Origin of the sequence: Ectothiorhodospira marina (assembly GCF_900109495.1) — a bacterium.
GTDB classification, from domain to species: domain Bacteria; phylum Pseudomonadota; class Gammaproteobacteria; order Ectothiorhodospirales; family Ectothiorhodospiraceae; genus Ectothiorhodospira; species Ectothiorhodospira marina.
This window is the reverse complement of the sequence record NZ_FOAA01000001.1, coordinates 146,026-170,281: the sequence shown is the minus strand read 5'-3', so window position 1 is coordinate 170,281 and position 24,256 is coordinate 146,026. Positions and strand designations below refer to the sequence as shown.

General features: G+C 58.3%; 20 protein-coding genes and 1 tRNA gene. 5 read left to right on the top strand and 16 right to left on the bottom strand.

Annotated features, from left to right (window positions below; translation table 11 throughout):
- Positions 1–72: 72 nt before the first annotated feature.
- A complete protein-coding gene (locus BMY52_RS00820) occupies positions 73–2,361 on the bottom strand; it encodes a putative bifunctional diguanylate cyclase/phosphodiesterase (protein ID WP_090249670.1) in 2,289 nt (762 codons plus the stop codon).
- A gap of 153 nt (positions 2,362–2,514) precedes the next feature.
- Here BMY52_RS00820 and BMY52_RS00815 point away from each other — a divergent pair, with 153 nt between their 5' ends.
- On the top strand, positions 2,515–3,663 hold the full coding sequence (locus BMY52_RS00815; protein ID WP_090249666.1) for a cation diffusion facilitator family transporter: 1,149 nt from the start codon (positions 2,515–2,517) through the stop codon (positions 3,661–3,663).
- A 99-nt stretch (positions 3,664–3,762) separates the two neighbouring features.
- Positions 3,763–5,634 (top strand): sensor domain-containing diguanylate cyclase, encoded by a 1,872-nt coding sequence (locus BMY52_RS00810; protein ID WP_090249663.1) that lies wholly within the window; start codon positions 3,763–3,765, stop codon positions 5,632–5,634.
- 14 nt (positions 5,635–5,648) lie between these two features.
- Here the strand turns inward: BMY52_RS00810 and BMY52_RS00805 are convergent, their stop codons facing one another.
- From BMY52_RS00805 to BMY52_RS00755, 11 genes are read right to left on the bottom strand one after another with little or no spacing between them, the layout of a single operon-like run.
- Positions 5,649–6,830 carry an EAL domain-containing response regulator gene (locus BMY52_RS00805; RefSeq protein ID WP_090249661.1) on the bottom strand — a complete coding sequence of 394 codons (1,182 nt, stop codon included), beginning with the start codon at positions 6,828–6,830 and terminating at the stop codon, positions 5,649–5,651.
- Positions 6,808–9,672, bottom strand: a complete 2,865-nt coding sequence (locus BMY52_RS00800) for a PAS domain S-box protein (protein WP_143050390.1) — start codon at positions 9,670–9,672, stop codon at positions 6,808–6,810. The genes BMY52_RS00805 and BMY52_RS00800 overlap by 23 nt, the downstream gene beginning before the upstream one ends.
- On the bottom strand, positions 9,669–10,760 hold the full coding sequence (locus BMY52_RS00795) for a protein-glutamate methylesterase/protein-glutamine glutaminase (RefSeq protein ID WP_090249655.1): 1,092 nt from the start codon (positions 10,758–10,760) through the stop codon (positions 9,669–9,671). The genes BMY52_RS00800 and BMY52_RS00795 overlap by 4 nt, the downstream gene beginning before the upstream one ends.
- Positions 10,761–10,788: 28 nt before the next feature.
- On the bottom strand, positions 10,789–11,298 hold the full coding sequence (locus BMY52_RS00790) for a chemotaxis protein CheD (RefSeq protein WP_177169786.1): 510 nt from the start codon (positions 11,296–11,298) through the stop codon (positions 10,789–10,791).
- Positions 11,288–12,127, bottom strand: a complete 840-nt coding sequence (locus BMY52_RS00785; protein WP_090249651.1) for a CheR family methyltransferase — start codon at positions 12,125–12,127, stop codon at positions 11,288–11,290. Before BMY52_RS00785 ends, BMY52_RS00790 begins: the two co-directional genes overlap by 11 nt.
- Positions 12,128–12,134: 7 nt before the next feature.
- A complete protein-coding gene (locus tag BMY52_RS00780) occupies positions 12,135–12,689 on the bottom strand; it encodes a chemotaxis protein CheW (RefSeq protein ID WP_090249648.1) in 555 nt (184 codons plus the stop codon).
- Between the two features lie 15 nt (positions 12,690–12,704).
- Complete coding sequence (locus BMY52_RS00775; RefSeq protein ID WP_090249645.1) at positions 12,705–14,345, bottom strand: methyl-accepting chemotaxis protein; 1,641 nt, start codon at positions 14,343–14,345, stop codon at positions 12,705–12,707.
- Positions 14,346–14,362: 17 nt separating this feature from the next.
- The gene (locus BMY52_RS00770) at positions 14,363–16,546 is read right to left on the bottom strand and encodes a chemotaxis protein CheA (RefSeq protein WP_090249642.1); all 2,184 of its coding nucleotides are present in this window, start codon (positions 16,544–16,546) and stop codon (positions 14,363–14,365) included.
- On the bottom strand, positions 16,543–16,881 hold the full coding sequence (locus BMY52_RS00765) for an STAS domain-containing protein (RefSeq protein ID WP_090249639.1): 339 nt from the start codon (positions 16,879–16,881) through the stop codon (positions 16,543–16,545). The genes BMY52_RS00770 and BMY52_RS00765 overlap by 4 nt, the downstream gene beginning before the upstream one ends.
- A 16-nt stretch (positions 16,882–16,897) precedes the next feature.
- Positions 16,898–17,266 carry a response regulator gene (locus BMY52_RS00760; RefSeq protein WP_090249637.1) on the bottom strand — a complete coding sequence of 123 codons (369 nt, stop codon included), beginning with the start codon at positions 17,264–17,266 and terminating at the stop codon, positions 16,898–16,900.
- A gap of 11 nt (positions 17,267–17,277) precedes the next feature.
- A complete protein-coding gene (locus BMY52_RS00755; protein ID WP_090249634.1) occupies positions 17,278–18,444 on the bottom strand; it encodes a methyl-accepting chemotaxis protein in 1,167 nt (388 codons plus the stop codon).
- A 306-nt stretch (positions 18,445–18,750) separates the two neighbouring features.
- Between BMY52_RS00755 and BMY52_RS00750 the strand changes: the two genes are divergently transcribed.
- Complete coding sequence (locus BMY52_RS00750) at positions 18,751–18,888, top strand: DUF3096 domain-containing protein (protein ID WP_090249632.1); 138 nt, start codon at positions 18,751–18,753, stop codon at positions 18,886–18,888.
- Between the two features lie 109 nt (positions 18,889–18,997).
- Here the strand turns inward: BMY52_RS00750 and BMY52_RS00745 are convergent.
- Positions 18,998–19,087 (bottom strand) — tRNA-Ser (locus tag BMY52_RS00745).
- Between the two features lie 57 nt (positions 19,088–19,144).
- On the opposite strand from BMY52_RS00745, the gene mltF reads away from it, so the two are divergent.
- The gene (gene mltF / locus BMY52_RS00740; RefSeq protein ID WP_245740463.1) at positions 19,145–20,608 is read left to right on the top strand and encodes a membrane-bound lytic murein transglycosylase MltF; all 1,464 of its coding nucleotides are present in this window, start codon (positions 19,145–19,147) and stop codon (positions 20,606–20,608) included.
- Here the strand turns inward: mltF and tadA are convergent.
- Entirely contained in the window at positions 20,603–21,067 is a 465-nt protein-coding gene (tadA, locus tag BMY52_RS00735) for a tRNA adenosine(34) deaminase TadA (protein ID WP_090249630.1), read from the bottom strand. The genes mltF and tadA overlap by 6 nt on opposite strands.
- Positions 21,068–21,135: 68 nt before the next feature.
- Between tadA and BMY52_RS00730 the strand changes: the two genes are divergently transcribed.
- Complete coding sequence (locus BMY52_RS00730) at positions 21,136–21,999, top strand: HDOD domain-containing protein (protein ID WP_090249627.1); 864 nt, start codon at positions 21,136–21,138, stop codon at positions 21,997–21,999.
- Between the two features lie 499 nt (positions 22,000–22,498).
- Here the strand turns inward: BMY52_RS00730 and BMY52_RS15965 are convergent, their stop codons facing one another.
- Both BMY52_RS15965 and BMY52_RS00720 read right to left on the bottom strand, forming a co-directional pair.
- Positions 22,499–22,921 (bottom strand): nucleotidyl transferase AbiEii/AbiGii toxin family protein, encoded by a 423-nt coding sequence (locus tag BMY52_RS15965; RefSeq protein ID WP_425429213.1) that lies wholly within the window; start codon positions 22,919–22,921, stop codon positions 22,499–22,501.
- Positions 22,905–23,909, bottom strand: coding sequence for a type IV toxin-antitoxin system AbiEi family antitoxin domain-containing protein (locus BMY52_RS00720; RefSeq protein WP_245740462.1), 1,005 nt, complete (start codon positions 23,907–23,909; stop codon positions 22,905–22,907). The genes BMY52_RS15965 and BMY52_RS00720 overlap by 17 nt, the downstream gene beginning before the upstream one ends.
- Between the last annotated feature and the right edge of the window lie 347 nt (positions 23,910–24,256).

Sequence of the window (24,256 nt, the reverse complement as noted above, 5' to 3'; positions counted from 1 at the left end):
GAATTTTCGGTTCCACTATAAGGCCATGACCGACTCACTACCAGAAGCCGGCCCCTTGATCGTTTGCCTTGGCTATTCCCCGATGCGCTTCGACTCTTCCGGGATCAGGCTCGGACGGCGCAGGATCCCGGGGATCGCCTTGGCGTCCACCGGATGGCTGAAGCGATAGCCCTGAGCCCGGTGGCAGTCCAGCGCCAGCAGTGCCTCCTGCTGCTCAAGGGTTTCCACACCCTCGGCCAGCACTTCCATGTTCAGATGCCTGCCCAGGGTGGTGATGGCGCTGGCAATGGCCGCATCGTGGGGATCGAGAGAGATGCCGCGAATAAAGCTCTGATCGATCTTCAGGGCATCAAACGGCAGGGACTTGAGATAAGACAGGGAGGAATACCCGGTGCCGAAATCGTCCACGGCCAGGGTGACACCCAGGGACTTGAGCTGGCGCAAGAGTGCCTCCGAGCCCCGGCGGCGGTCCATGACGAAGCTCTCGGTGATCTCCAGCTCCAGCAGGGCCGGATTCACCCCCGTCTCCCGCAACACGGCGGCCACGGTCTCCACCAGATCGCTGCGCTGCACCTGCACGCCCGACACATTCACCGCTACCGTGCCAAAATGAAGCCCGGCCTCTTGCCAGGCCTTCGCCTGCACACAGGCCTGGCGCAATACCCAGCGCCCCAGGGGAAGGATCAGGCCGGTGTCCTCCGCCATCGGGATGAACCGCCCCGGCGAGATCATGCCCCGGGTGGGATGCTCCCAACGAACCAGGGCCTCCAGACCCACCACCACACCGCTGATCAGGTCCACCTGGGGCTGGTAATGCAGGACCAGTTCGTTGCGTTCCAGGGCCTGACGCAGGTCCGCCGCCAGGAGCACACGGTCCCGGGCATAATCGGTGAGATCCTGAGTGTAGTGGGCGTAGGTGTTGCCACCCGCCTGCTTGGCATGATGCATGGCCGCATCGCTATGCTGCAGCAGTTGATCCTGCTCGCGCCCGTCCTGGGGAAAGCGGGCAATGCCGATGCTGACGGTGATGAATACGTCGTTATTGCGTATCGTGATGGGGGTCTGCACCGTCTGGATGATGGCCTCCGCCAATTGTTCCACCCGGGCTGCCTCATCGGCGCTCTGCTCCACCAGGATGGCGAATTCGTCCCCGCCCATCCGCGCCAGGGTCTCACCCCGCTGCAGGATCGTGGTCAACCGCTCGGCCAGGCTGGAGAGCAGTTGATCCCCCATGCGGATGCCCAGGCTGTCATTGATATGCTTGAAGCCATCCAGGTCCAGCAGCAGCACCGATACCTGTGCCGCATGAGATCGGGCCCTCAACAGAGCCTGTTCCAGGCGGGTACGGAACAACAGGCGATTGGGCAGATTGGTCAGGGGATCCCGGTGGGCCAGACGTTCGATCTGTTCCTGGGAGCTCTTGAGGTCGGAGATATCGGAGAAGACGCTGACGAAGTGGGTCAACCGGCCCTCGGCATCGCGCACGGCGTTGATGGTGGTCCATTGTGGATAGAGCTCGCCGTTCTTGCGGCGATTCCACAACTCGCCTCGCCAGCCGCCTGTCAGGCTGATCCTATCCCACAGGCGACGATAAAACAGCCGAGTGTGGCGACCGGAACCGAGCAGACCGGGATTACGCCTCAAGACCTCCTCACGGCCATAACCGGTGATTCGGGTAAAGGCCGCGTTCACCGTCAGGATGCGGGCCCGTTGATCGGTGATGATCATGCCCTCGCCGCTGGATTCGAACACCGTGGCCCATTGGCGCAATTTTGCCTCATCGCGCTTACGCGAGCTGATATCCTGAAAGGCCCCCTGGACCTGGGTGATGCGCCCATGCTCATCGCGCACGGCACGACCGATGATGCGTACCCACACGGAGGTACCCTGGCGCGTGAGGATCTGCATCTCCTCGTCGAAGGGAATGCCGTCCTCGGCACATGCCCGGAACACCTCGCGAATCCTCTCCCGGTGGGCCGGGGCATAGAACTTGATGCCCTCTTCCAGCTTGACCGTGGTGCCAGGGGGCATGTCGTGGATGCGGCAGACCTCCTGAGACCAGCGCACCACACCCTTGTGCAGATCCACCTGCCAGCCGCCCACATGAGCCAGGCTGGCAGCCATGTTCATGAGGCGCTCACTGTCCTCAAGGCGATGGGCCCAGGTTCGCAGCAGCCCATAGAGCAGCGTGGACGTGACCAGCACGAACAACAGGCCCTTGGCGATCTCCAGACGCACCTGGGCCGTACCATTCTCCAAGGCCCATTCCAGTAGCCAGCCCGACGCGATGATCCACACGCCGGCGATCAGGGCGTAGATCAACACCACGTGGCCGGCACTTGGATGGAGACGTTTTCGCATGACGTGAACCTCCAATGTCTCCAGGACCGGGAAATATCGTCGTTTGGCGTATTCGGGTTATCATGATCGCACCTGTCACCCGGGATATCCACCGGGGCCGTGCGGGTTGGCGGAGCCTGCCAATCGCGGCCGATGATGTCCCACGGAGCCCCTATGTCAGACACCCAACCCAGCGAGCAAAGGTACCAGATCACGCGCCGGGTCACGCTCGTGGGTGCCGCCACCAATGCCAGCCTGGCCATGGCGCAATTGGTGGGGGGGGTTCTTGCCCAGTCTCAGGCGCTCATCGCCGACGGGGTACACACCCTGTCAGACCTGCTCAGTGACTTCATGGTGCTGTTCGCTGCGGGCAAGGCGAATGCCCCGGCGGATGACAACCACCCCTACGGCCATGCCCGTATCGAGACCCTGGCCACCGTGATCGTCGGACTCGCCCTGATCGGTGTGGCCCTGGGCATTGCCCTGGATGCCTTCCGGCGCCTGCAGTCGCCGGAAGAGTTGCTCAGCCCGGCCCCTGCAGCCCTGGTCCTGGCGGCGTTGGCCATCGTCTCCAAGGAAGGGCTTTACCACTACACCGTGCGGGCAGCCCGACGTATAGACTCCAGCCTGCTCCACGCCAACGCCTGGCACCATCGTTCCGACGTGGTTTCATCGCTGGTGGTACTGGTGGGCATTGGGGCCACCCTGGCGGGCTTCACCTTCATGGATGCCGTGGCCGCCGTACTGGTGGCTCTACTGATCAGTTTCATGGGCGCCAAGCTGATCTGGAACAGTGTCAGTGAGCTGATCGACACCGGCGTGGGCCCGGAAGGGCAGCGGGAGATGCTGGATGCAGTCAGACATCTGGACGGCATTCGTGGTGTTCACGAACTGCGTACCCGGCGCATGGGCAGCACGCTGCTGGCCGATGTGCACATCCTCGTAGGCCCACGGATCAGCGTCTCGGAAGGGCATCGCATCAGCGAATTCGTGGCCAAGACGCTACGGCAGTCACGCCCTGAGTTGCGCGAGGTGCTGGTGCATGTGGATCCGGAAGACGACCGGACACACGCCCCCAGCAGCCACCTGCCCTGCCGATCCGAATTGATGCGGCAACTGAACCTGCAATGGCAGTCTGTCCCGGGTGCCCTACCGATGGAAAACGTGGTGCTCCATTACCTGGATGGCCGCATTCACCTGGACCTGCACCTCTCACCCGGAAGCTTCGAAACCCTGGAAGGGGCACGGGCGCTGGCACGACAACTCACCCGCGTCACCCAGGAGGTCAAGGGGGTGGGGGAAGTCATGGTGTACTTCAGGTGATCGGCCTTTAGCGCCAATAGCGAAAACTGATCAACCTCGCCCAGGAGGGATGGCGTACAATCGTGGATTTACCCCGTTCGCGGGGTCGCGAGGTTTTCTGTGATCATCAGTCGCCTGCAAACCAAGACCATGGGCGCCCTGCTCGTGGTCATGCTTGCCATGATGCTGGTCATTGGCCTGTCCAGCATGGCGCTGATCCGGGACTTTTCCGTGCGCTCGGCCACCGAGCATACCCGCACGGCGGCGGAGATGATCCGTGTCTCCCTCACCGAGGCCATGCTCAATGACACCATTGACCGCCGGGCCTCCATGCTGCGTCGACTGGCTCAGGTGAACAGCCTCAACGAGGTGCGGGTCATCCGCGGGGAACAGGTGATCGCGCAGCACGGCGAGGGATTGCCGATGGAATCTCCGAGTGACGACATCGACCGCCAGGTACTGGAAAGCGGGGAGCCCTATTTCGGGTTGATTGGCGGGCTGTTCGGCACAGAGTTCCGCGCCACCATCCCCTATATCGCCTCATCCAACGAAGACATCAACTGCCTGGCTTGCCACCAGGCCCCCGAGGGTGCGGCCCTGGGCGCGGTGACCCTGACCGCCTCCGTGGATCACATGAAGCACGCAGGTATTGCCACGGCCCTGTTCCTGGTGGTCATCATGGGTCTATTCGCCGTGCTGTCCATGTTCTTTATGGGTCGCCTGCTGCGCCCCCTGGTCAAGACCACCCAGGAAATTCGCAAGGCCGCCAGCCTGGCCAGCGGTGGTGATTTCAGCCAACGGGTGCGCAGTCGCAGCCGTGACGAGATCGGGCAGATAGCTGTCCATTTCAACCAGATGGCCGACGCCATCACGCACAAGCTGACCGAGATCCGTGACCATGTGGCTCAACTGGTCAACACGGTACCAGACCCCCGAGCCAATCTGCTGGAGGAAACCGCCAGTACCGTCTCGGGGCTGGTGAAGGTGGCCCAATTCAAGCAGGCCATCGAGGAAGACCAAACCACCGAGGAGGTCTTCTTCCGCCTGAGCGAGGTCCTGCGCGCCGAATTCGGCCTGGCGCATTTCACCATCTACCAGGTGGACCCGGACAAGCGTCTGATGGAGACGGTGATCGTGGATGGGGTGCTGCACGATGCAATCCGCTGGTGCCATCCCGACATCCTGGAACACTGCACCACCTGCCGGGCCGTGCGCACCGGCCATGCCATCGATGGCCTGGAAAACCGCAACCTGTGCCGCGCCTTCGATGAGGAGGCCCTGGCCGATGGCCGCAGCTATCTGTGCCTGCCCATCATCCAGTCCGGTGGCGTGGGCAGTGTGGTGCAACTGGTGGTTGCGCCTCAGAACATCCCCGCGCTCATCCGCGCCCGCCCCTTGATCAGTGCCTATCTGCGAGAGGCGGCACCGGTGCTTCAGGCCAAGGGCCTGATGGCCAGCCTGCGCGAATCCAGCCTCAAGGACGCCATGACCGGCCTGCACAATCGCCGCTTTCTGGAGGAGTATTCCGAAAGCCTGGTCGCCCAGTGCAAGCGCCGTCAAACGCCCATGACGCTGATGATGCTGGACCTGGACTATTTCAAGACGGTGAATGACACCCACGGGCATGATGTGGGCGATGAGATCCTTCGGGAGCTGGCCAGCATCTTCCAGGCCCACTTGCGCGAATCAGACCTGGTCATTCGCTACGGAGGGGAAGAGTTCATCATCATCCTCCTGGATACCGGCGCCGAGGCGGCGATGGCAGTGGCCAACAAGATCCGCCTGGCCGTGGAGGCGCACCCCTTCAAGGTGGCCGGCAGCGACCTGCACAAAACCCTCTCCATCGGCCTGGCCGCCTATCCGGACGATGCTCAGGCCTTTTGGCAAGTGCTCAAATACGCTGACGTGGCGCTATACGCGGCCAAAGAGAACGGCCGCAACCAGGTGGTCCGCTTCACGGCGGAGATGTGGCCCTCGGGTGGGGAGTATTAGGCAGTCCTCATCCGTCAACTTCCCTGATCCTGCCACTGCGCTCGCCAGTGCAGTAGCTGATCAGCAGGCATTGGCCTTGAGACAAAGTACCCCTGAACCAAATCGCATCCAAGGGCCTTCATCAGATCCCAATCCTTACGAGTTTCAACGCCCTCGGCCACAGATCGCATACCCAGTTTCTTGGCCATCCGTAGACTCGCCTCCAGAATGGCACGTTTGGACATATCCTCGCTGGCTCCCGTCACAAACGAGCGATCCAGCTTCAACTCATTGAAGGGGGCCTGCAGTAATTGACCCAAAGATGAGTGGCCCGTGCCGAAATCATCGATCGACAGCCCAGCCCCCTTGAGCCTGAGCCGCGTCAGGATATCCAAGGAGACCATCAGATCCTTCGCCAACATGCTCTCGGTCAATTCCAGACATAGACTCCCCACCTCCACACCCGCCTCGCGAGCCAAGTGTTGCACAACATCCGGAAAACCCAGCACATTCAGGTTTGAAGCCGAAATATTGACGGCCACGGACACATCCAGCCCCTCGTCATGCCACTTGTGGCAGTCGCGTAGCGCTGTGCGCAACACACGCATGGTCAATTCATCCATGAGCCCACAGGACTCTGCCGGCTCGATAAACCGGTCAGGGTAAACCAATCCTTGTTCGGGGTGCATCCAACGCACCAAGGCCTCCACGCCCACCAACGATCCATGATGGATATCAACCTTGGGCTGATAGTGCACCACCAACTCATCTCCATAGATCGCCTGCCACAATTCATCCGGTCCAAAGCTCATCGCCAGGGGTGGGCGAGTGGCTTGTTCCATTGGCGCGGCAGCAGCAAGTATCTCCTTGAGCCGTTCCTGCTCGATGGGTTTTCGGAGTACGTCCGTCACGTGGAGGCCTCGAGAGTTTGCAACTCTGTTGGCGGTTCGGAGGATTCGGTCCTCCGTGCCACTCATCAGGATCAAGCGGCCAGCATAATTCAGGCTCGCCAAGTTACGTAATACCTCAACGCCATCCATCCCCGGCATCTGCAAATCCAGGAACACCAGATCAGGCCATTGTGCGCGGTTTTCCATAGCCTGAAGAGCGAATTGTGGTTGATCAAAAACCGCCCAATCAATAAATCCCAAATCCGTGAGTTGATGCCCCAGTAGACGCAGAAAAAAAGGATCGTCATCTACGATATGTATTCTCATTAAACACCTTAACACACCCAGATGGGTGATGGACCGAAAATTGGTTAATTACCTCGTTCAACTGCCTCGTTTCTCGCTCCAGCCTCAGCGACAATTCCAGCCATTCGGATAGATCACCAGACCGGCTTTTCGTCTCCAGTTCCTGACAGACTTCACTCACCCGCATTCCGCCAATCGCACGCGCGGCAGACTTCAACTGATGAGCCGATGTTGCAAGAGCAGAAGCATCCTCCAACGCAAGGCCTTCATGAACTTTTTCAAGGTGTTTCTTAGCTGCGTGTTTGAACAACGAGAGAAACTCATGGACTGCCTCTGGATCTTCTCCAACGACAGCATGAAGGACGTCTGGATCAAAAACCTTAACGTCATTGACATCAGTCGCTTCGGCGACCGTCGACTTCAACGGTGCGCGGATAACCGTCTCCCGACAGGCCAACACACTGACCAATGTATCGCGCAATTCATTAAGGGTGAGGGGCTTCGGGATATAACCATCAATATCGCTTTCCCAGTTACCCCAGTCCTGAGCCATGAGGACATCCGCTGTAATGAAGACCACGGGCGTGCGCGCCAGTTGACACTGTCTCTCTTCCTGTCGGATCGCGCGAACCAACCCATGACCATCCATATCGGGCATATGGAGATCCGACAACACCATGTCATAGCACCGCTCACGCCACCGGCAAAAGGCAGCAATTCCATCACTGGTCACATCCACATCATATCCCAGCAGACTCAACTGATACCTGATGACTCGTTGATTGATCGGATCATCCTCAGCAACCAGGATCCGCGCAACCGTCGCACTGCCAGGATTGACTGAAGGCTGGTGAATGTCCAATTGAGATTCGGACTTGTCCACATGGTCATTTGGACTTTCCAAGGCGATGCGCCCCGCCGCCATGGCCACCGCCCGGAGTAATGTCTCACGACGGGCAATTGGCAGCTCTGCGATCAGCAGTTCCATGTTGTGTCTACGCACTTTCAGACCCGCCCCAGGGAGCACGGTTACCGAACTGATCTGCACTTCATTCAACTCATCTTGATCACCGTGGGTTGTGGACATCGAAGCCGGCGCCAATGAGTGAACCAATACCCAATCAGGGTTCTTCTGGCATCGAGCGATCCCCGCCAATAACGAAGGCTCACGATACACTTGGGCTTCGGCTTGAGTCAGGCTGAGCTCGATCATATCCGGCTCTTCTCCAGACTTAGCCACTATCACGCAGTTGAGTTTTCCAAGCGGTGCCACACGGATGGACGCCTCACCCTCATTGACTGATTTCAAGGGTAAATAAACGCGAAATTCGGAACCCCACCCCAACCGACTTTCAACGTTGATGTACCCTTGCATCAAGCGGGTCAGTCGGTCACAGATCGAGAGGCCAAGACCGGTCCCTCCATATCGACGCTTAGTGGATGAATCAGCCTGACTGAACTGCTCGAAAATCCGGCTCAGTTGATCATCAGAGATCCCAATGCCGTTATCCCGGATGGAGAATTCCACCCCAGTACGGCCATCATCGGCTATCATGGGGCCCACGATGACCTCGACCTTTCCACGCTTACCCGCGAGCTGCCCACTGAATTTGATGGCATTACCCAAGAGGTTGTACAGGATCTGTCGCAAACGGACTGGATCAGACCATACATAATCCGGCACCCGAGGGTCGATTTGCAGCGTCAAATCCACCTTTTGCCCCTGTGCCATTACCGCCATGGATACACAGGTTTCTTCCACAAGTTCAACCAATGGCACGGGCAATGACTCCAATTCCAAATGCCCAGCTTCTGCCTTTGAAAAATCCAGCACATCATCGATGATTCGCATCAGATTGAAGGCTGATTGGCGGGCCGTGTGAATCATGTCCCGTTGTTTTGCATCCAGCCGGTCGTGCTGAAGGACCTCAAGCATGCCGATGACACCGTTCATTGGTGTGCGTATTTCATGGCTCATGGTGGCAAGAAAAGCCGACTTGGCCTGATTTGCTCGTTCCGCTTCCTGAATGGCCTGTTCCAACTGTAAGTTACGGTTTTCCAGAATCGACGCAAATTCATTGAGCGTATCTTCTGCGCGCTTTCGCGCCGTCACATCCAGAATAAATCCATCCAGATAGCGATCTCCCGTATGCACATCCCGAACCAGGCTACCTTTCTCATACGCCCAGACAATGCTACCGTCACGATGCCGTACACGATATTCCACCTCCCAAACACTATTATTGAGGATGGCTGTATCGACCACATCCCGGACATAGTCACGATCCATCTCATGAATCACGCTAGTGTAAGTGCGTATGCGATTCCAGATGAAGTCACGGCTTGAATATCCAGTGAATGAGAGGATATTGGAGGTCACGAACATCATCGTCCAATGTTCGTCATAACGGCAGCGGTAGGTGATTCCGGGAATGTGTCTGACGAGTGACTCAAATTGGTCACGGCTTTCCTGAAGCGCCTTTTGCAATTCCTTTGTTTCAGTGATATCCACTCCTACTGCCTGAATGTATTCAAGATCCCCCTGCTCGGAGAAAAACGCGCGCTTGGTCCACAGGATCCATTTCAAACACCCATCACGATCACGAATTGGACTTTCAAAAGACGCCACGGGTGATTCCGGCGAAAGGCCCGCCAGGAGCTTGCTGGCCGCTGAATTCTCGGCCTCCGGCAACATCTCGGGCCAATTGCGCCCCAGCAATTGTTCGGCCTCAACACCGACAAATTCCGCCAGGGATTGGTTTACAAACAGCAACTCACCACTTCTGGTATAGCGGGTAACCAGTTGGGGATGATTTTCCACCAATTCCTTGTACATTTGTTCTTTTTGCCCGCGAGCAGTCACACGCGCCCCCCCTTTGAACTACGCACCTTATCGGCAGCGAAGGTCATCAAACGTGCAGGCAGATTTTGCAAGGATAGAGATTCGTCCACGCACTGCAGCCTGACCGCCTCCCGTGGCATCCCGTAAACCACGCAGCTGGCCTCATCCTGAGCCAGCGTGACAGCCCCGGCCTTGCGCATTTCGCCAAGCCCTCGTGCCCCGTCGTCCCCCATTCCGGTCATGATCACCCCCATGGCGTTGGACCCGGCACAGCGAGCTACTGAGCGAAACAGAACGTCCACCGATGGCCGATGCCGATTCACCACGGGGCCGGACTCGACCCGCACACGATACTGCGCGCCACTACGATAGACCTGCATATGGAACCCCCCCGGGGCAATCAGGGCCAGACCGGGGATCACCCGATCTCCTTCTCTCGCCTCTCGCACCTGTAATTCGCATAACGAATCGAGACGAGCAGCAAAGGCGGCAGTGAATTTCTCAGGCATATGCTGCACGATCACGAGGCCTGGCACCGTACGAGGTAATCGGGTTAGCAGGAACTCCAGGGCCTGAGTCCCCCCGGTAGAAGTTCCCAGGGCAATGAGCTTGTCGGTGGTGTGCTCCAGACCTGTCACTGATGGTGTGGCCAGGGGCTCCACCGCCAGCGCGGGTATTGTTCTTGCCCCGGCGACCATCGACCGCAGTCTCGCTTGCGCGGCCGCTCGAACCGCTCGAACAAGATCATCACCGGCACCGATCAGAAACTGCTTGAGCCCCACCCGGGGCTTGGTCACCACCTCCACCGCACCTGCCGCCATGGCATCGATCGTAATCCGTGCTCCCTTTTCGGTCAGAGAAGAGCAGACCACCACAGGCGTCGGATGCTCCGCCATGAGTTTTTTGAGGAAGGTGATGCCATCCATGCGCGGCATTTCCAGATCCAGCACGATGACGTCAGGCCATTCACGATTCATTTTCGCCAGGGCGAATAAGGGGTCTGGTGCGGTGGCGATCACTTCCATATCCGGTGGCCTGGACAGCACCTCCGTGAGCACCTGACGAACGGTGGCCGAGTCATCCACCACCATGACACGAATGGCTTTCATGAGCCGTACCTCCCCGTGAGATCCATGGTCAACTCACCATCAAGGGTACGTGCTTCACCCACACATCACCGGTCGCAATATCAAAGATGATCTGTCGATAACCCGCGCCACCTACATGCTCAGCAACCACCGCAATTTCATGCCTTGCCAACCAGGCCTGAGCGGCACTGAGATTATTTGACTGCACAAGCAGGCTACCTTTACAACGTCGCCGCCCACTGTCCCAGAACATGCATCCCCCTCCGAACACCTTTGCGATCAACCTTCCTCTTTGACCTCCCGCAGTCAGGATCCGTTTCAAAAGAAGATCGAGTGCCGTTTCGGAATACCAGCCATCCATCGCTGAACCAGAGGCACTGGGTTTTTGACGGGTGGAATTCATGTAATGACACATGCCACCAATGCGCACGAGGGGATCCCACAAGGTCACGGCGATACAGGAACCCAGCCCGGTTTTCAGACGTCGGCCGGCCGCGGCGACCTTGACTTCACCCGCCACCAACTCAATCTCGCATCGAGCAAGGGAATCAGTCTCCATAAGCGTTCTCCGGCTTGCGATAGACCGATGGGGCATATTGCTCAAGGCCATGGGCAATGCCATTGAGACTCTCCGAGTGGCCCATGAACAACCACCCACCGGCACGCAGGCGGCCAACCACGCGTTGCAACACCTGAGATTTGGTGGGTTGTTCAAAATAAATCATCACATTGCGCATGAAAATCACATCGAAACGACCGATATCAGGCAAAGTGACGTTAAGATTGACCTGATGGAAATGCACTTTTTTCTTCAACGAACGATCCATCAGAATCCGGCCCGACTGCGGGCCAATGCCTTTCAAGCAATAGGCCTTCAGATAGTTAACAGGTATGCCATCGATGCGGGTCATGTCATAAAGCCCCTGGCGGGCCCGTTCCAGAATGCGTGTACTGATATCCGAACCCAGAACCTCCCAACTGCTGGATGGCCCCAACACCTCAGCACAAGTCATCGCCAGACTATAGGCCTCCTCTCCACTGGAAGAGGCAGCGCTCCATAAGCGAAGTGGATCCATGCCGACATGACGACGGGAGGCTTTCAGTTCGGCTAGAACGTGGGTTCTGAGGAAATCGAAATGCTTGGGTTCACGAAAAAAATAGGTCTCATTGGTGGTCAGAAGATCCACTGCCACCTGTCGCTCAACCGAATCCTTCTCCAGATGTTTGCAGTACTCATGAAAGCCATCAAACCGCAGGCGTTGTACCCGCGACGAAAGACGCCCACATACCATGGCCTTCTTGCTATCGGCCAGACTGATACCAGCCACGTCGGCCATCATCCTCTGCAACCAGAGGAACTCACTTTGCGGCAAGGTCAACTCGCTCATACGGCGATCAGTTGGCGTCAGCTTTCAAAGCTGAATGGTCCAGCTGATTCACCCACTCCATATCTCCCCGAGACAGGATTCGCGGCACGTTCAGGACAATGATGAAATCATCCGCGAGCTTTCCCATTCCAAGAATGAAGTCGCTACGAATACGTGAACCAAATGCCGGAGGAGGTAGCACTGCCTCCGGCGGGATATCCACAACTTCGTTTACCGTATCCACCAGGAGCCCGAGAAGTTGAGTTTCATTCTCGCCACCCTCATTAGGCAATTCAATCAATACAACGCAGGTCCGACGATTGATCTGGGTGGCTGACTTCCCAAAACGTCGGGCCAAATCAATCACCGGAACCACCGCACCCCTCAGATTGATCACACCATGAATAAAGTCCGGCATCATTGGCACAGAAGTCACACGACCATACTGGATAATTTCTCTGATGGAGAGTATGCCGATGGCATAGCTCTCTCCCTTGATCTGAAACGAGAGATACTGGCTCAGGGCATCAGCATTGTCTTCCCCTGATTCTTGGTGGGTATCGTGAGACTTGACCAGGTTCATCCCTCGGCCCCCTTCCTAGAAACGCACGAAGTCTTTTTCATCGACACTGCCGGACAGGCCCACCGCGGATGTCTGCCGGGGTTGATTTTTCACCTCAGCAGCGTTCCGGGGGGACACGCTCTTGCGGCTACCCTGTACGCCCTCATGCAATTGAAAGAAGCCCATGCTATTTTGCAGTTGTTCGGCCTGCGCACTCATTTCCTCAGCGGTAGCCGCCAATTGCTCGGAGGCCGCGGCATTCTGCTGTGATACCGTGCTCAGCTGAGTCATGGAGGTATTGATCTGTGCGACACCCGTGGCCTGCTCCTCGGAAGCTGAAGTAATCTCCTGCACCAGATCAGAAGTGCGCGTGATGGAGGGAACCATTTCTTCCAGAAGGTGCCCGGCACGTTCCGCCAGTTCCACCGAATGGCCGGCCAGATCGCCGATCTCACGTGCAGCCACCTGACTGCGCTCGGCAAGCTTGCGCACTTCTGTCGCCACGACCGCGAAGCCCTTACCATGCTCTCCGGCTCGAGCGGCTTCGATGGCCGCATTCAAGGCCAGCAGGTTGGTCTGATAGGCGATATCATCAATGATACTGATCTTGTCGGCGATGCTTTTCATGGCTGTCACTGTTTGCTGAACAGCCTGTCCTCCATCTGTTGCCTCTCGCGCGGCCTTGGCTGCCATACCATCGGTCACTTTGGCGTTCTCGGTGTTCTGATCGATGGATGCACTCATCTCTTCGACCGCCGCGCTGGTCTCTTCAACGTTACTGGCCTGCTCCGTGGCCCCCTGACTCATAGACTGAGAGGTACTGCTCACCTGCTCCGAAGCACCCGCCAACGAATCGGCGGCCGTACGCACCTCATAAATAATTTGAGATAGTCGATCCACCATATTGCGCATGGCATTGAGCACCTGCCCCGTTTCATCACGGGTGGCGTTATCTATCTGGACACGCATATCGCCCTGTGCCAGCTGATTGGCCACACCCGCAGCCCGCTTGAGAGGTCTTGAAATGGAATTGGCAATCATCAGGCCAAGCCCCATTCCGGCGAGAACACTGATGATCACCAATGCGCTCATCTGAAACATGCCTCGCTGATAGACCTGCGATGCCTCCTCTGCCAAATCGGCGGCATTGGACTCCTTGAGACGACTGAGCTCTGTCATCAAGTTGTCCAGCGCATCGCCAACGGGGCGCAATTCAGCATTTACAAAGTTCACTGTCTGCCGGTTTGCCTCCAGGGCCTCCTCCCGCACCATGGCAATCAGCTGATTTGTCAAACGGTCACGCTCGGTGGTCATTGCCTCATAGCGGGTGAACAGTTGTTGAGCTTCGCGACTGTCAAATTGCTCCCGGGCGCGTTGGACATGCTCCGATTCCGCCGTCGTATAATGCGCGATCTGCTGAACCAGAGCTTGTCGTTCCTCCGGTGAACCTGCCAGTAGAAGATTGCGAATGGCCCGACTGCCATTGAGCATTTGCACGTTGGCCTCCTTGATTTCGGACAGCCCGGTCAGCTCGCGCTGATACATCTCACCCGCCAGTGTGTCCACACGAGCCGTGTTGGCGATACCCACCCAACCCACGATGGCGGTGATCAGCGCCATCAATGCGAAGGCCACGAGCAATCTGACGCCCACCCTGAGGTTGTTGATCCAAGCCATGCTTATGCTCCTGCTCTTTATTGAAGGTACGACGCGGAGTCGACACTGACCACGCGTTCCAATAGACCCGGCACATCCAGAACGAGGGCCACTTCCCCTGAACCCAGGATGGTGGAACCGGAAATCCCGGGTAGCCCCTTGAAGAGTGGCCCAAGAGGTTTGATCACCGCCTGGAGTTGCCCCTGAAGCTCATCCACCAGCAGGCCGGCGGATCGCCCTCCCCATTGCACCACAACGATATTGCGCCGGGTCACGGATGCTTTGGGCAGGCCGAAAAACGCCCCCAAGGGCAAAAGAGGAAGGACATCGCCACGTAGATTGAGGTGTGGTGTCTCGCCTTCTGTCAGATCGCGAGGCATTTCCATGCATTCCAACACCATATCCAACGGCACAACATATTCATTGCCGGAAACAGACACCCGGAAGCCGTCAATGATGGCTAACGAAAGGGGAAGACGTATTCGAAAAGTACTGCCCTGTCCCGGCGAACTCTCGATCTCGATGCCGCCCCGCAGGGCATCGATGGCCTGTTTGACCACATCCATGCCGACACCACGGCCAGACAGATTGCTGACACTCTGAGCCGTGGAAAATCCTGGCTCGAAGATCAGGTTCCAGACCTCTGCATCGTCAGGTTCAGCATCGGAGGGCAATAGACCTCGCTCCTTTGCCTTGGCCAGGATACGTTCCCTGTCCAGCCCCCCCCCGTCATCCATGATTTCAATGACCACACTGCCAGCCTCGTGACGCGCCCCCAGATGCAATTGTCCCTGGGATGGCTTGGAGCGAGCCTGGCGGATCTCGGGCGATTCAATTCCGTGATCAATGGCATTACGAACCAGATGCGTCAGTGGGTCGGCAAGACGTTCGACGACGGTCTTGTCCAGTTCCGTTTCCGCCCCTTCGATCCTTAATGCAATGTCCTTGCCGGTCTCACGAGAGACATCGCGCACCACGCGTCCAAATCGGCTGAATGTTTCACCAATTTCCACCAAGCGCAGATTCATGGCACCATCCCTGATGCCATCCACCAGTCGTGCGATTTCTTGAGCAGACTCGTGTAGCGCCGTATCCCCTTGGCCCTGGACCTGTGCCTGCAACCCAGCGCCGGCAATCACCAACTCCCCCACCAGGTCAATCAGCGAATCCAGTTTATCCGCGCGAACCCGTAGCAGGCGTGATTCCTGGGCTTGGCGTCGGCGCACTTCCTGCTGTCGCCGCAGGGCCGCCCCCACGAGTTCAGGCTGGATGCGCTCTTCCTGAACCAGCGCTTCTCCCAAACGAGGCGCGGAGGTGGGGGATGCGTCGGACTTTTGCCGGGCCTGGGCGTCAAGCATGTGCTCAAGCTCTCGCTCGGTGATTGCACCGCATCCCACCAGGATCTCGCCAAGCCGGTGATTGTCCTCCGGCACCGCCTGCATGAGAGCCAGGAACTGCGGGAAGTGCGCACCAGGAGGCAGAATGCGAATCTGGCTTTCCTCTCGCACGAAGTCGAACACATCCTCGATGCACTGCTTGTCGGCCTCGCTGTGCAAGCGGATCTCGAATCCCAGATAGCAGCTTTCCGGGTCCATTTCCTCGGCTGGCGGCAGGGCATCGGTGACGGTGTAGACTTGGCGCACTTCCCCCAGGGTGTTCAGATAGTGGATAAAAGACAGGGGATCCATGCCATGACGAAGCACATCGCGCCCGAAACGCAGCGAAAGGTGCCAGAGCGTGTCACCCTCGGTTGGATCCGAACCCAGATTCCGCACAGGATCGTCCCCTGTGACGGGCGCCCAGTGAATGGGATCCGATGGGGAAGCGGCGCTGGCAGGCAGATCCTGGCGGAGCCGTGCCGTGAGTTCTTCCCCTTGCGTCAATAAGGCCTCATCGGGTTCGGAGCCAATTTCCACCACTTCCAGCAAACGATCGATATGGTCGCGACACAACAGCATCAATTCGATCCGAGAGGAATTCAGGGACAGGGCACCGTCCCTCACCCGGTCCAGGACACTCTCCATCTCGTGGGTGAAATCGACGATGTGATCCAGGCCAAAGAGACCAGCCGAGCCCTTGATGGTGTGGGCGGCCCGAAACAGGGAATTGATGGCCCCAGTATCGTTGGGATTCCCATCAAGGACTCCCAAGGCCGTCTCCATTGCCTCCAGCAACCCCCGGGCCTCGGCAAGGAAGGTGGGCAGGGCATCGGACAGGCTCATGGATGATCTCCGTCGGCGGCCTCGCCAGGGATCAGCATCGGATCACCAAGGGTACCCGCGAGTTGCATCGTCTCCACCACGGTGCGAACCGCGCTGGTGTGATCCTTGAGTCGCAATGCCACCCCCTGCTCTTCTGCCGCGCGCTTGATCATCAGGAGTAGTTGAGCACCCGCTGTATCCATTTCTGTCACACCGGCAAGGCTGATCTCGATCGATTCACTTTGCGCAAGCACCGATAGCAAGGCCTGTTTCATGTCCAGGGCATGATGGATCGTCAACTCCCCCTCCAGGACAAACGATCCTCGGCGATCTTGCTGGATCAGTCTGCATTCCATACTCGTGACCCCCGCATCATGGCCCAACCAGTTTGCTGACGGCCTCCAACAACTGTGCCGGCTGAAAGGGTTTAACAATCCAGGCCCGCGCGCCCGCTTCCTTGCCGGCTTGTTTGCGCGAGTCCCCGCTCTCGGTGGTCAACATGATGACCGGGGTGAACTTATTCGCCGGTCGGGCCTTCATTTCCTTGAGAAAGGAGATGCCATCCATACCCGGCATATTGACGTCGCTGATAACCAGGTTCACGCGGCTATCGCCAAGCTTGCCCAGAGCATCCCGTCCATCACTGGCCTCCAGCACGGTGTAACCGGCCCCTCTCAACGTCATGCCAACCACCTGCCGAACGGACGCGGAATCATCAACGATCAAAACACTCTTCCCCATATCTGTCTCCTTCAGAAATACTCAATGCCGGAAGGCGCCGGTTCGCGACTGGATCGGGCCTGATGGTTGGCGTGTTCTTCCAGCGTGGTGTAGCCCCGCTCCAGATTCTTGAGCCAGCGGCGAGGGTCGATCTGCGAGGCATCACCAGCGCGCAGGTGCGTAGTCAATTGATCGATATCCTGGGTGACATGTTCAAGCACCTGGGAGACACGATCCTGGAATTGAAGGGACACGATCACCCGGGAGACTTCATCGCGCACATCGGAACTCTCCTTCCGAAGCAACTCCGTAGAGGCCTCCAGGTTCTGTGCAAGATCACGGTAGCGCTCCATCACCTGGTGAATCGTCTGCTCTGCGTCTTGAGCGAGGGAACGATCTCGATTGGCGAAGGCCTCAGCAGCATCACGAGTGCCATTGATTGCATCATTGACTGCATGCACGTGGGCGGCAATTTCCTTGCCGGCTTTGTCCGATTGACTGGAAAGTGCACGCACCTCGGAGGCCACCACCGCGAAACCCCGGCCCGCTTCACCGGCGCGAGCCGCTTCAATAGCGGCATTGAGTGCCAGCAGGTTGGTCTGGGATGCCACAGCGGACACCGAGGTCGCCATGTTCTGCATCTCATGGGTGAACTTTGCCAACTCCCCGATACGAGAAAGGAGTTCTTCCTTGACACTCAGTGCGTCTTGCATCCCTCGCAAAACCTGCTCCAGCTGAGCGCCGCACTCACGCAAGGCCGTGGGAACATCTTCACGACTGTTCGGCTCCACCGTTGAAGAAGTCAACGCTTGCTCCAGCCGCGTATTGATATATTCAAAACGTTGCGCAAGGTCAGCCACTGAACCCTCAGTGTGCTGTCTCGCCGACGCCACCTGACGACTCCATATGGGTGCCACGGCGATGCAAAGATCCTTGAGTTGTCCTTCAGCCGGATCATTGTCTCGTTGGATGGGTTGGTCAGTGCTCTCTGGCCTTTCCTGAGTCCGTTTGGGGGGGAGGCCCTGCAAACCCCAAACAGCTCCGAGGACACCCAGTCCCGTGACGCCAAACGCAGCTATCCAGGTCATGCCCTCCGACAGGGGCAACACGAGCAAAACGGCGCCTACGATGCCCGTGATCAAAGGGGTGAGGAACTGTAATTCCTGGCTGATGAAGCCGAAGCCAGCCGATGTCGCCATGCAGAACCCTCTCCCTAACACCAAGACTGACAACCTGGATTGCCCGAGGTCAATAATTCACGGGAACAAGGATAGAGTGACAACATCAGTCACTGAAAGAGCGCTTGTCGGCATTTTTGGCGTGTTTTACAGAAATCCTTGTAGGGATTTTCCTACAGCCCGTCGTCTGGACCTGGCCAGGGACCAAATACTGGAGGGGGCATCGGGCACATGGCGCCCAAGCGAGTCTTACCCACAAAGCGCTCGCTTCATGTCAGAGGACGGTTCTGCTAGTGTGTTCCGACACGAGGACCAAGGGCAAAACCGATGACCATACATCTTGAAATCGTTCCCATCCTGTCACTGATTGCCGGCATTGCCATCCTGATCGTGCCCAGATTGCTCAGCTACATCGTGGCCATCTACCTGATCGTGGTTGGCGTGACGGGTCTCTTCAACCTGTAATCGCTCCTCGGCCTCGAATGGAAGACCTTTCCCATTCGCGAGGGGGGGGGAGTGGGGTGGAGTAAAGACACAAAAAAGCCCCTGATGGCAGGGGCTTTTTTGCTGATCATGGCGGAGAGGGAGGGATTCGAACCCTCGGTACGCTCGCGCGTACAACGGTTTTCGAGACCGCCCCGTTCGACCGCTCCGGCACCTCTCCTGACGGTCTGGGCTAAGTCAGGCATTATAGCCTATCCGCCCCTGTCTTTTTAAGCCCTTGAAACGCCGACGCCCCCTATTGACCCTGGCCCAGCGCATGGAGATTGTTGCCTTCCTCCTGCTGGTGACCATGACCCTGCTGTTTCTCTTCCTGCGCCCCGTGACCGAACTGGAGCGGGTGCGAGCCAAGGGCGAACTGGTGGTGGCCACGCGCATCGGCAACACCACTTACCAACCCTGGGGTAACGGCACCAGCGGCTTTGAATATGACCTGGCCTCGGCATTTGCCGAGCATCTGGGGGTGGAACTGCGCATCCTGGTGCCCGATCGCTTTGAGGCGATCCTGCCTCTGGTGAGCGCCGGGCGGGCCGACATGGCTGCCGCAGGGATCACCATCACCCGGCCACGACTCAGCCAGGTGCGCTTCGGGCCCCGTTACATGCAGGTGACCGAGCAGTTGATCTACCGCAGCGGTGGGCACCGACCGGAATCCCTGGCCGATCTGGACGGTCGCCGTATTCTGGTGGTGGCCGGTAGCAGTCATGCGGCCACGCTGGCGCAGTTACAACCGCTCTACCCAGGGCTGCAATGGGAAGCAGTGGTGGACGCCACTCCGGAGGATCTACTACGCCAGGTATGGGAGGGCGAGGCCGAACTCACGGTGGTGGACTCCATGGAACTGGCAGCCACATTGCGTTTTTTCCCGGAACTGCGGGTGGCGCTGGAACTGTCGGAGCCCCGGCCACTGGCCTGGGCCTTCAAGCGCAACGCGGACTCCACACTATTAAAGGAAGCGGAGGTCTTCTTCGAGCAGATCAGGGAGGACGGTCGTCTGGAACAGATTCTGGAGCGTTATTTCGGCCATGTGGAGGTGCTGGATTACGCTGGTATCCTCACCTTCATGCGTCGCATCCAGGATCGACTGGGACGTTTTGAGCCCCTCTTTCGCGAGGCGGCAGAGGCTCATGATATGGACTGGCGCCTGCTGGCCGCAATCAGTTACCAGGAATCCCACTGGGATCCCCGGGCCATTTCCCACACGGGGGTCCGGGGCCTCATGATGCTCACCCGGGCCACCGCCGGACAACTGGGCATTCAGGACCGCACGGACCCCCGCAAGTCCGTATTCGGCGGGGCGGAGTATTTCACCCACCTGCGCGAGCGCTTGCCCGACGACATTCAGGAGCCCGATCGAACCTGGATGGCCCTGGCCGCCTACAACGTGGGGCTGGGCCACTTTTACGATGCCCGTCGGATCACCCGAGCCCAGGGGGGGGATCCCGATCGCTGGGTGGACGTGATGGACCATCTGCCCCTGCTCAGCCAGCCTCAGTGGCACCGACAAACCCGCTATGGGTACGCCCGCGGATGGGAGCCAGTGCATTATGTGCAAAACATACGCAGTTTCTACGACATTCTCACCTGGCTCAATGGCAGTCATGAAACGCCCGATGAAGCCCCCCCTCCTCCTCCTCCCCGCCGGGGCATAGCCCCGCTGGAAATCCTGCCCCCGGGCCTATGAGCGCCGCCCACGCCGTGTGCGAAAGAAATCCCGCAGCAAATCACCGCAGGCTTCAGCCAGCACACCGCCGGTGACCTGCAACCGGTGGTTATGCATGGGCAGGTTGACCAGATCGGCGGCGCTGCCAGCGGCGCCGGTCTTGGGGTCATGGGCGCCAAATACCACCCGCGCCACACGGGCATGGATCATGGCCCCGATGCACATGCCGCAAGGCTCCAGGGTGACGTAAACCGTGGTGCCCGGCAGCCGGTAGTTGCCTTCCCGCCGGGCGGCCTCGCGCAACGCCAGGATCTCCGCATGGGCCGTGGGGTCGGCCAGACCAATGGGCTGATTGCCGCCCTGCCCCAGGCATTCTCCCTCACGAACCACCACGGCCCCCACGGGCACCTCGCCATGTTCAGCCGCCTGCCGGGCCAGTTCCAGGGCCTGATGCATCCAGTGGATGTCCTGCGGATCCATGTCTGCGCTCCTTAGTCTCGATCTGATATGTCATACTGCAGCCACTCATTCACTCGTTCACATCCCCCGTGAAAAGAAATCTCGATTCCAAAGAGATCGTCGACGAATTTGTGGCGGATCTTCGCGCAGATCTTCAGGGAAAGGGCATCCAGATTCCGACCCTGCCGGATGTCTCTATCCAGGCCCTGTTTACCATCAATCGCGAGGACAGCTCCATTGATGATGTCACCTCCGTGGTGGCCCGCGACACCGCCATGGCGGCGCGGCTGATCCGCTACGCCAACAGCCCCGTTTACCGGGGCCTGACCCGTTGCGCCACCATCAAGTCTTCCATCACCCGACTGGGGCTGGAGAAGACCAAGAATGTGCTGCTGTCGCTGGCCATGCGGGATGTATTCAGCACCGGTCACCGAGGCATCCGCCAACGCATGGAAACCCTCTGGGAGCACAGCGTGGAGGTGGCCGTGATCAGCACCCTATTGGCCCGTCGCCACCGCCACCTGGACCAGGAGGAAGCCATGCTGGCCGGCCTGATCCACGACGTGGGTGTGATCCCCATCCTGAACAAGGCCAAGAACGTGGATGTGATTGTCCAGAACGAGAAGCATCTGAACCTGATCATCGCCTCGCTGCACATGGCGGTGGGCAAGGCGGTGCTCAAGGCCTGGAACTTCGAGCAGGAACTGATCGACGTGGCCGCGGAACATGACAACCTGGGTCGGGATCCGGGGGATGAGGCTCCCATCGACTACGTGGACATCGTCCAGGCAGCCAACATCGAGAGCTATCAGTCCACCCGCCACCGGCTGGCTTCGGTGGACCGAATGAAGGTCGCCTCCCTGCGCCGCCTGGGGGCCACGCCAGAGGACCCGACACTGCCCTGGGACGAAGATCCGACCGCCATGCAGCAGATCAGCCGGATCTTTGTGTGATGAGCGGGTAATCATCCCCTCTCAATCATCAACGAAGGCTTTACCCCATTGAAGGTAAAGTTTTCATTAAAGGCTGATTTTGGACTTTACCGTCGCTTTTACCGTCAGAATCACCAGCTCTTTGTTTACGCGGGTGATGCAGCGATTTTTCCGGCAGCGGTGCTTTTTCACACCATGATCAACCAGAAAGTATGATATCAGAGCCGCGCATACAGCACGACGGCTCTACCTCTGCGCGGCACGCCTCCCACCGGCGCACCAACTGGAAGCAGTCTACCTGTCTAGGGCTGCCCTGTACCCACATCTTCCGCTGGACAAACGCCTGCCGGGGCAGCGTGTCGAGCGGCGACTGGGTGAGCCGGTGGCGGCGCCGGTGGGCAAGTCACCGAGTTGGTGGATCTGGCCCTGGTGCGCGTGGACGATGCCGCGCATCGGGCCATCTGGAACGAGTTGATGGCGTGCGACACTTGTGGGTAAAGGGCAGGCTTAGCTTGCAATCCTAAACGGTCGATATTTGTTCTTCGGCCAATTTTACGCTCATACTCCCCACAACTCGCCCCAGCGGGTTGGCGCAATTGCCCTCGATAGTCATCATAACTTCACTGTCATAAAACCGCTTTACAGCACCGGAGTTATGCATGGAAGTCCAGCAACGACCGTCTTTGCCGCGGCCAGGAACGGCAGAATATGAGGAGCTGCCACAATATGCGGAGAAGCCCCCACTGCCCTTCCGCAGGACCATTCGCCGACAGGAGCTGCACCAGGTCAGGTCGATATCGACCGACAGCCTCGGAAGATCGTGCTCGAACAAGTTGATGGCCGTCCCGCCTTTCAGGGCAAAGCGGGTTTCCTTTGCCAGCACCGGCAGGATATCCACCAGCAACTGCACCCGATCGCTGTAGCGTTTATCCCAACTGTTCATCGAGGTCTCCCGGCAGGGTGATCTGATATCGGGGATGCAGATGACCACCGGAAACCAGGGACCGTTTACCACGTCCGAGGTCTACACCATCGAGCGATAGATGCGAAAACCAGGCATGCCCATGGCGTTCGGCCAGGGCAAGAAACAAGCGCTTGGCCTTGATGCTGCGGCAATAGCTCAGCAACATTTCAAGCCGTTGTGGACGCAGAGTGGCCACGCCCTGCATCAATGCGTCGACCTCATAGACTCCACTGGCATCAGACGCCTCGTCACACAATTCCAACATGGCCCGCTCCGGTGTCGAACATACCAGCATCCCGCTCGGCGCTGCTTCACGCCGCTCCAGGCCTTGGTCCAGCAACGCCTGATCCGATGTCTCATCGGTAAGAGGAAGCACTGGCAGATCAAAAGGCCCCTTGCCGCAGTACTCGACACCTTCCACCAACGGCAACTTGCCCACCCACCCGGGCACACGATCCGGCCCGTAGAGGGTGATCACGGCAGCTTCGCCCAAGCGCAGGTAGTGCTCATGTCCCAACCAGGCCAAGGCAAAGCGTCCGCCGACATGCAGTGACAAACCCTCCATCCATTGCAGCGTCCGCACCACGCCTTCCCACCGCAGGGAGCCGCCTTTGCGCATGTACACGCCACGAGCCGGTGATACCAGCCAACCGCTGTCCACATAGCGGACCACCAGGCTGCTGGAATAGCCCTGCGCTCTTAACCACCGGCTGGAAACCACGCCGGTATCGCTGAGTCCAGCCAGCAGACGGTTTAGTTTACTCTCATTTCGGTCACTCATAGTGACTAAAATACACTTTTTATAAACCCACGCCAATACCTGGTAGTTTAAATTATCCAATAAAGACTCACTTATAGTGACTTTATCAGGATTTTTATAAACTGTGCGGGCAGGTTCCTCACCTGCCCACCAGGGAATCGGGGCTTGCGTATTCTCCCCTACATGCGCTGTATAGGACGTATTCATACCGACGCCCTCAACGACGGCACCGACATGCTCGATGGCAGCAGCGTTGGCGTGGCTTTGGGCTTGAGTTTGCGTAGTGCTGTATCGGTCAACATATCAGGTTTCTCCTGTGTTTTTGCGGTTTGTTACCGTCAAGGGTCAGGAGCCCTGATGATGTCCCTAAGTTCTTGATTTCAAAAGAAGTCAGGGCGTAGTTTTACCGTCATGCCGAAAAAAGGCGTGACGGTAATTGGGAGAGTCTTAATTCCGGGAATTTGCGATACCGTCGCTTTTACCGACAAATGTTTCTGCTTGCCGCCGATAGCCACCGACAGGTAATGAGACGTAAATTTATATAAATCATGAAG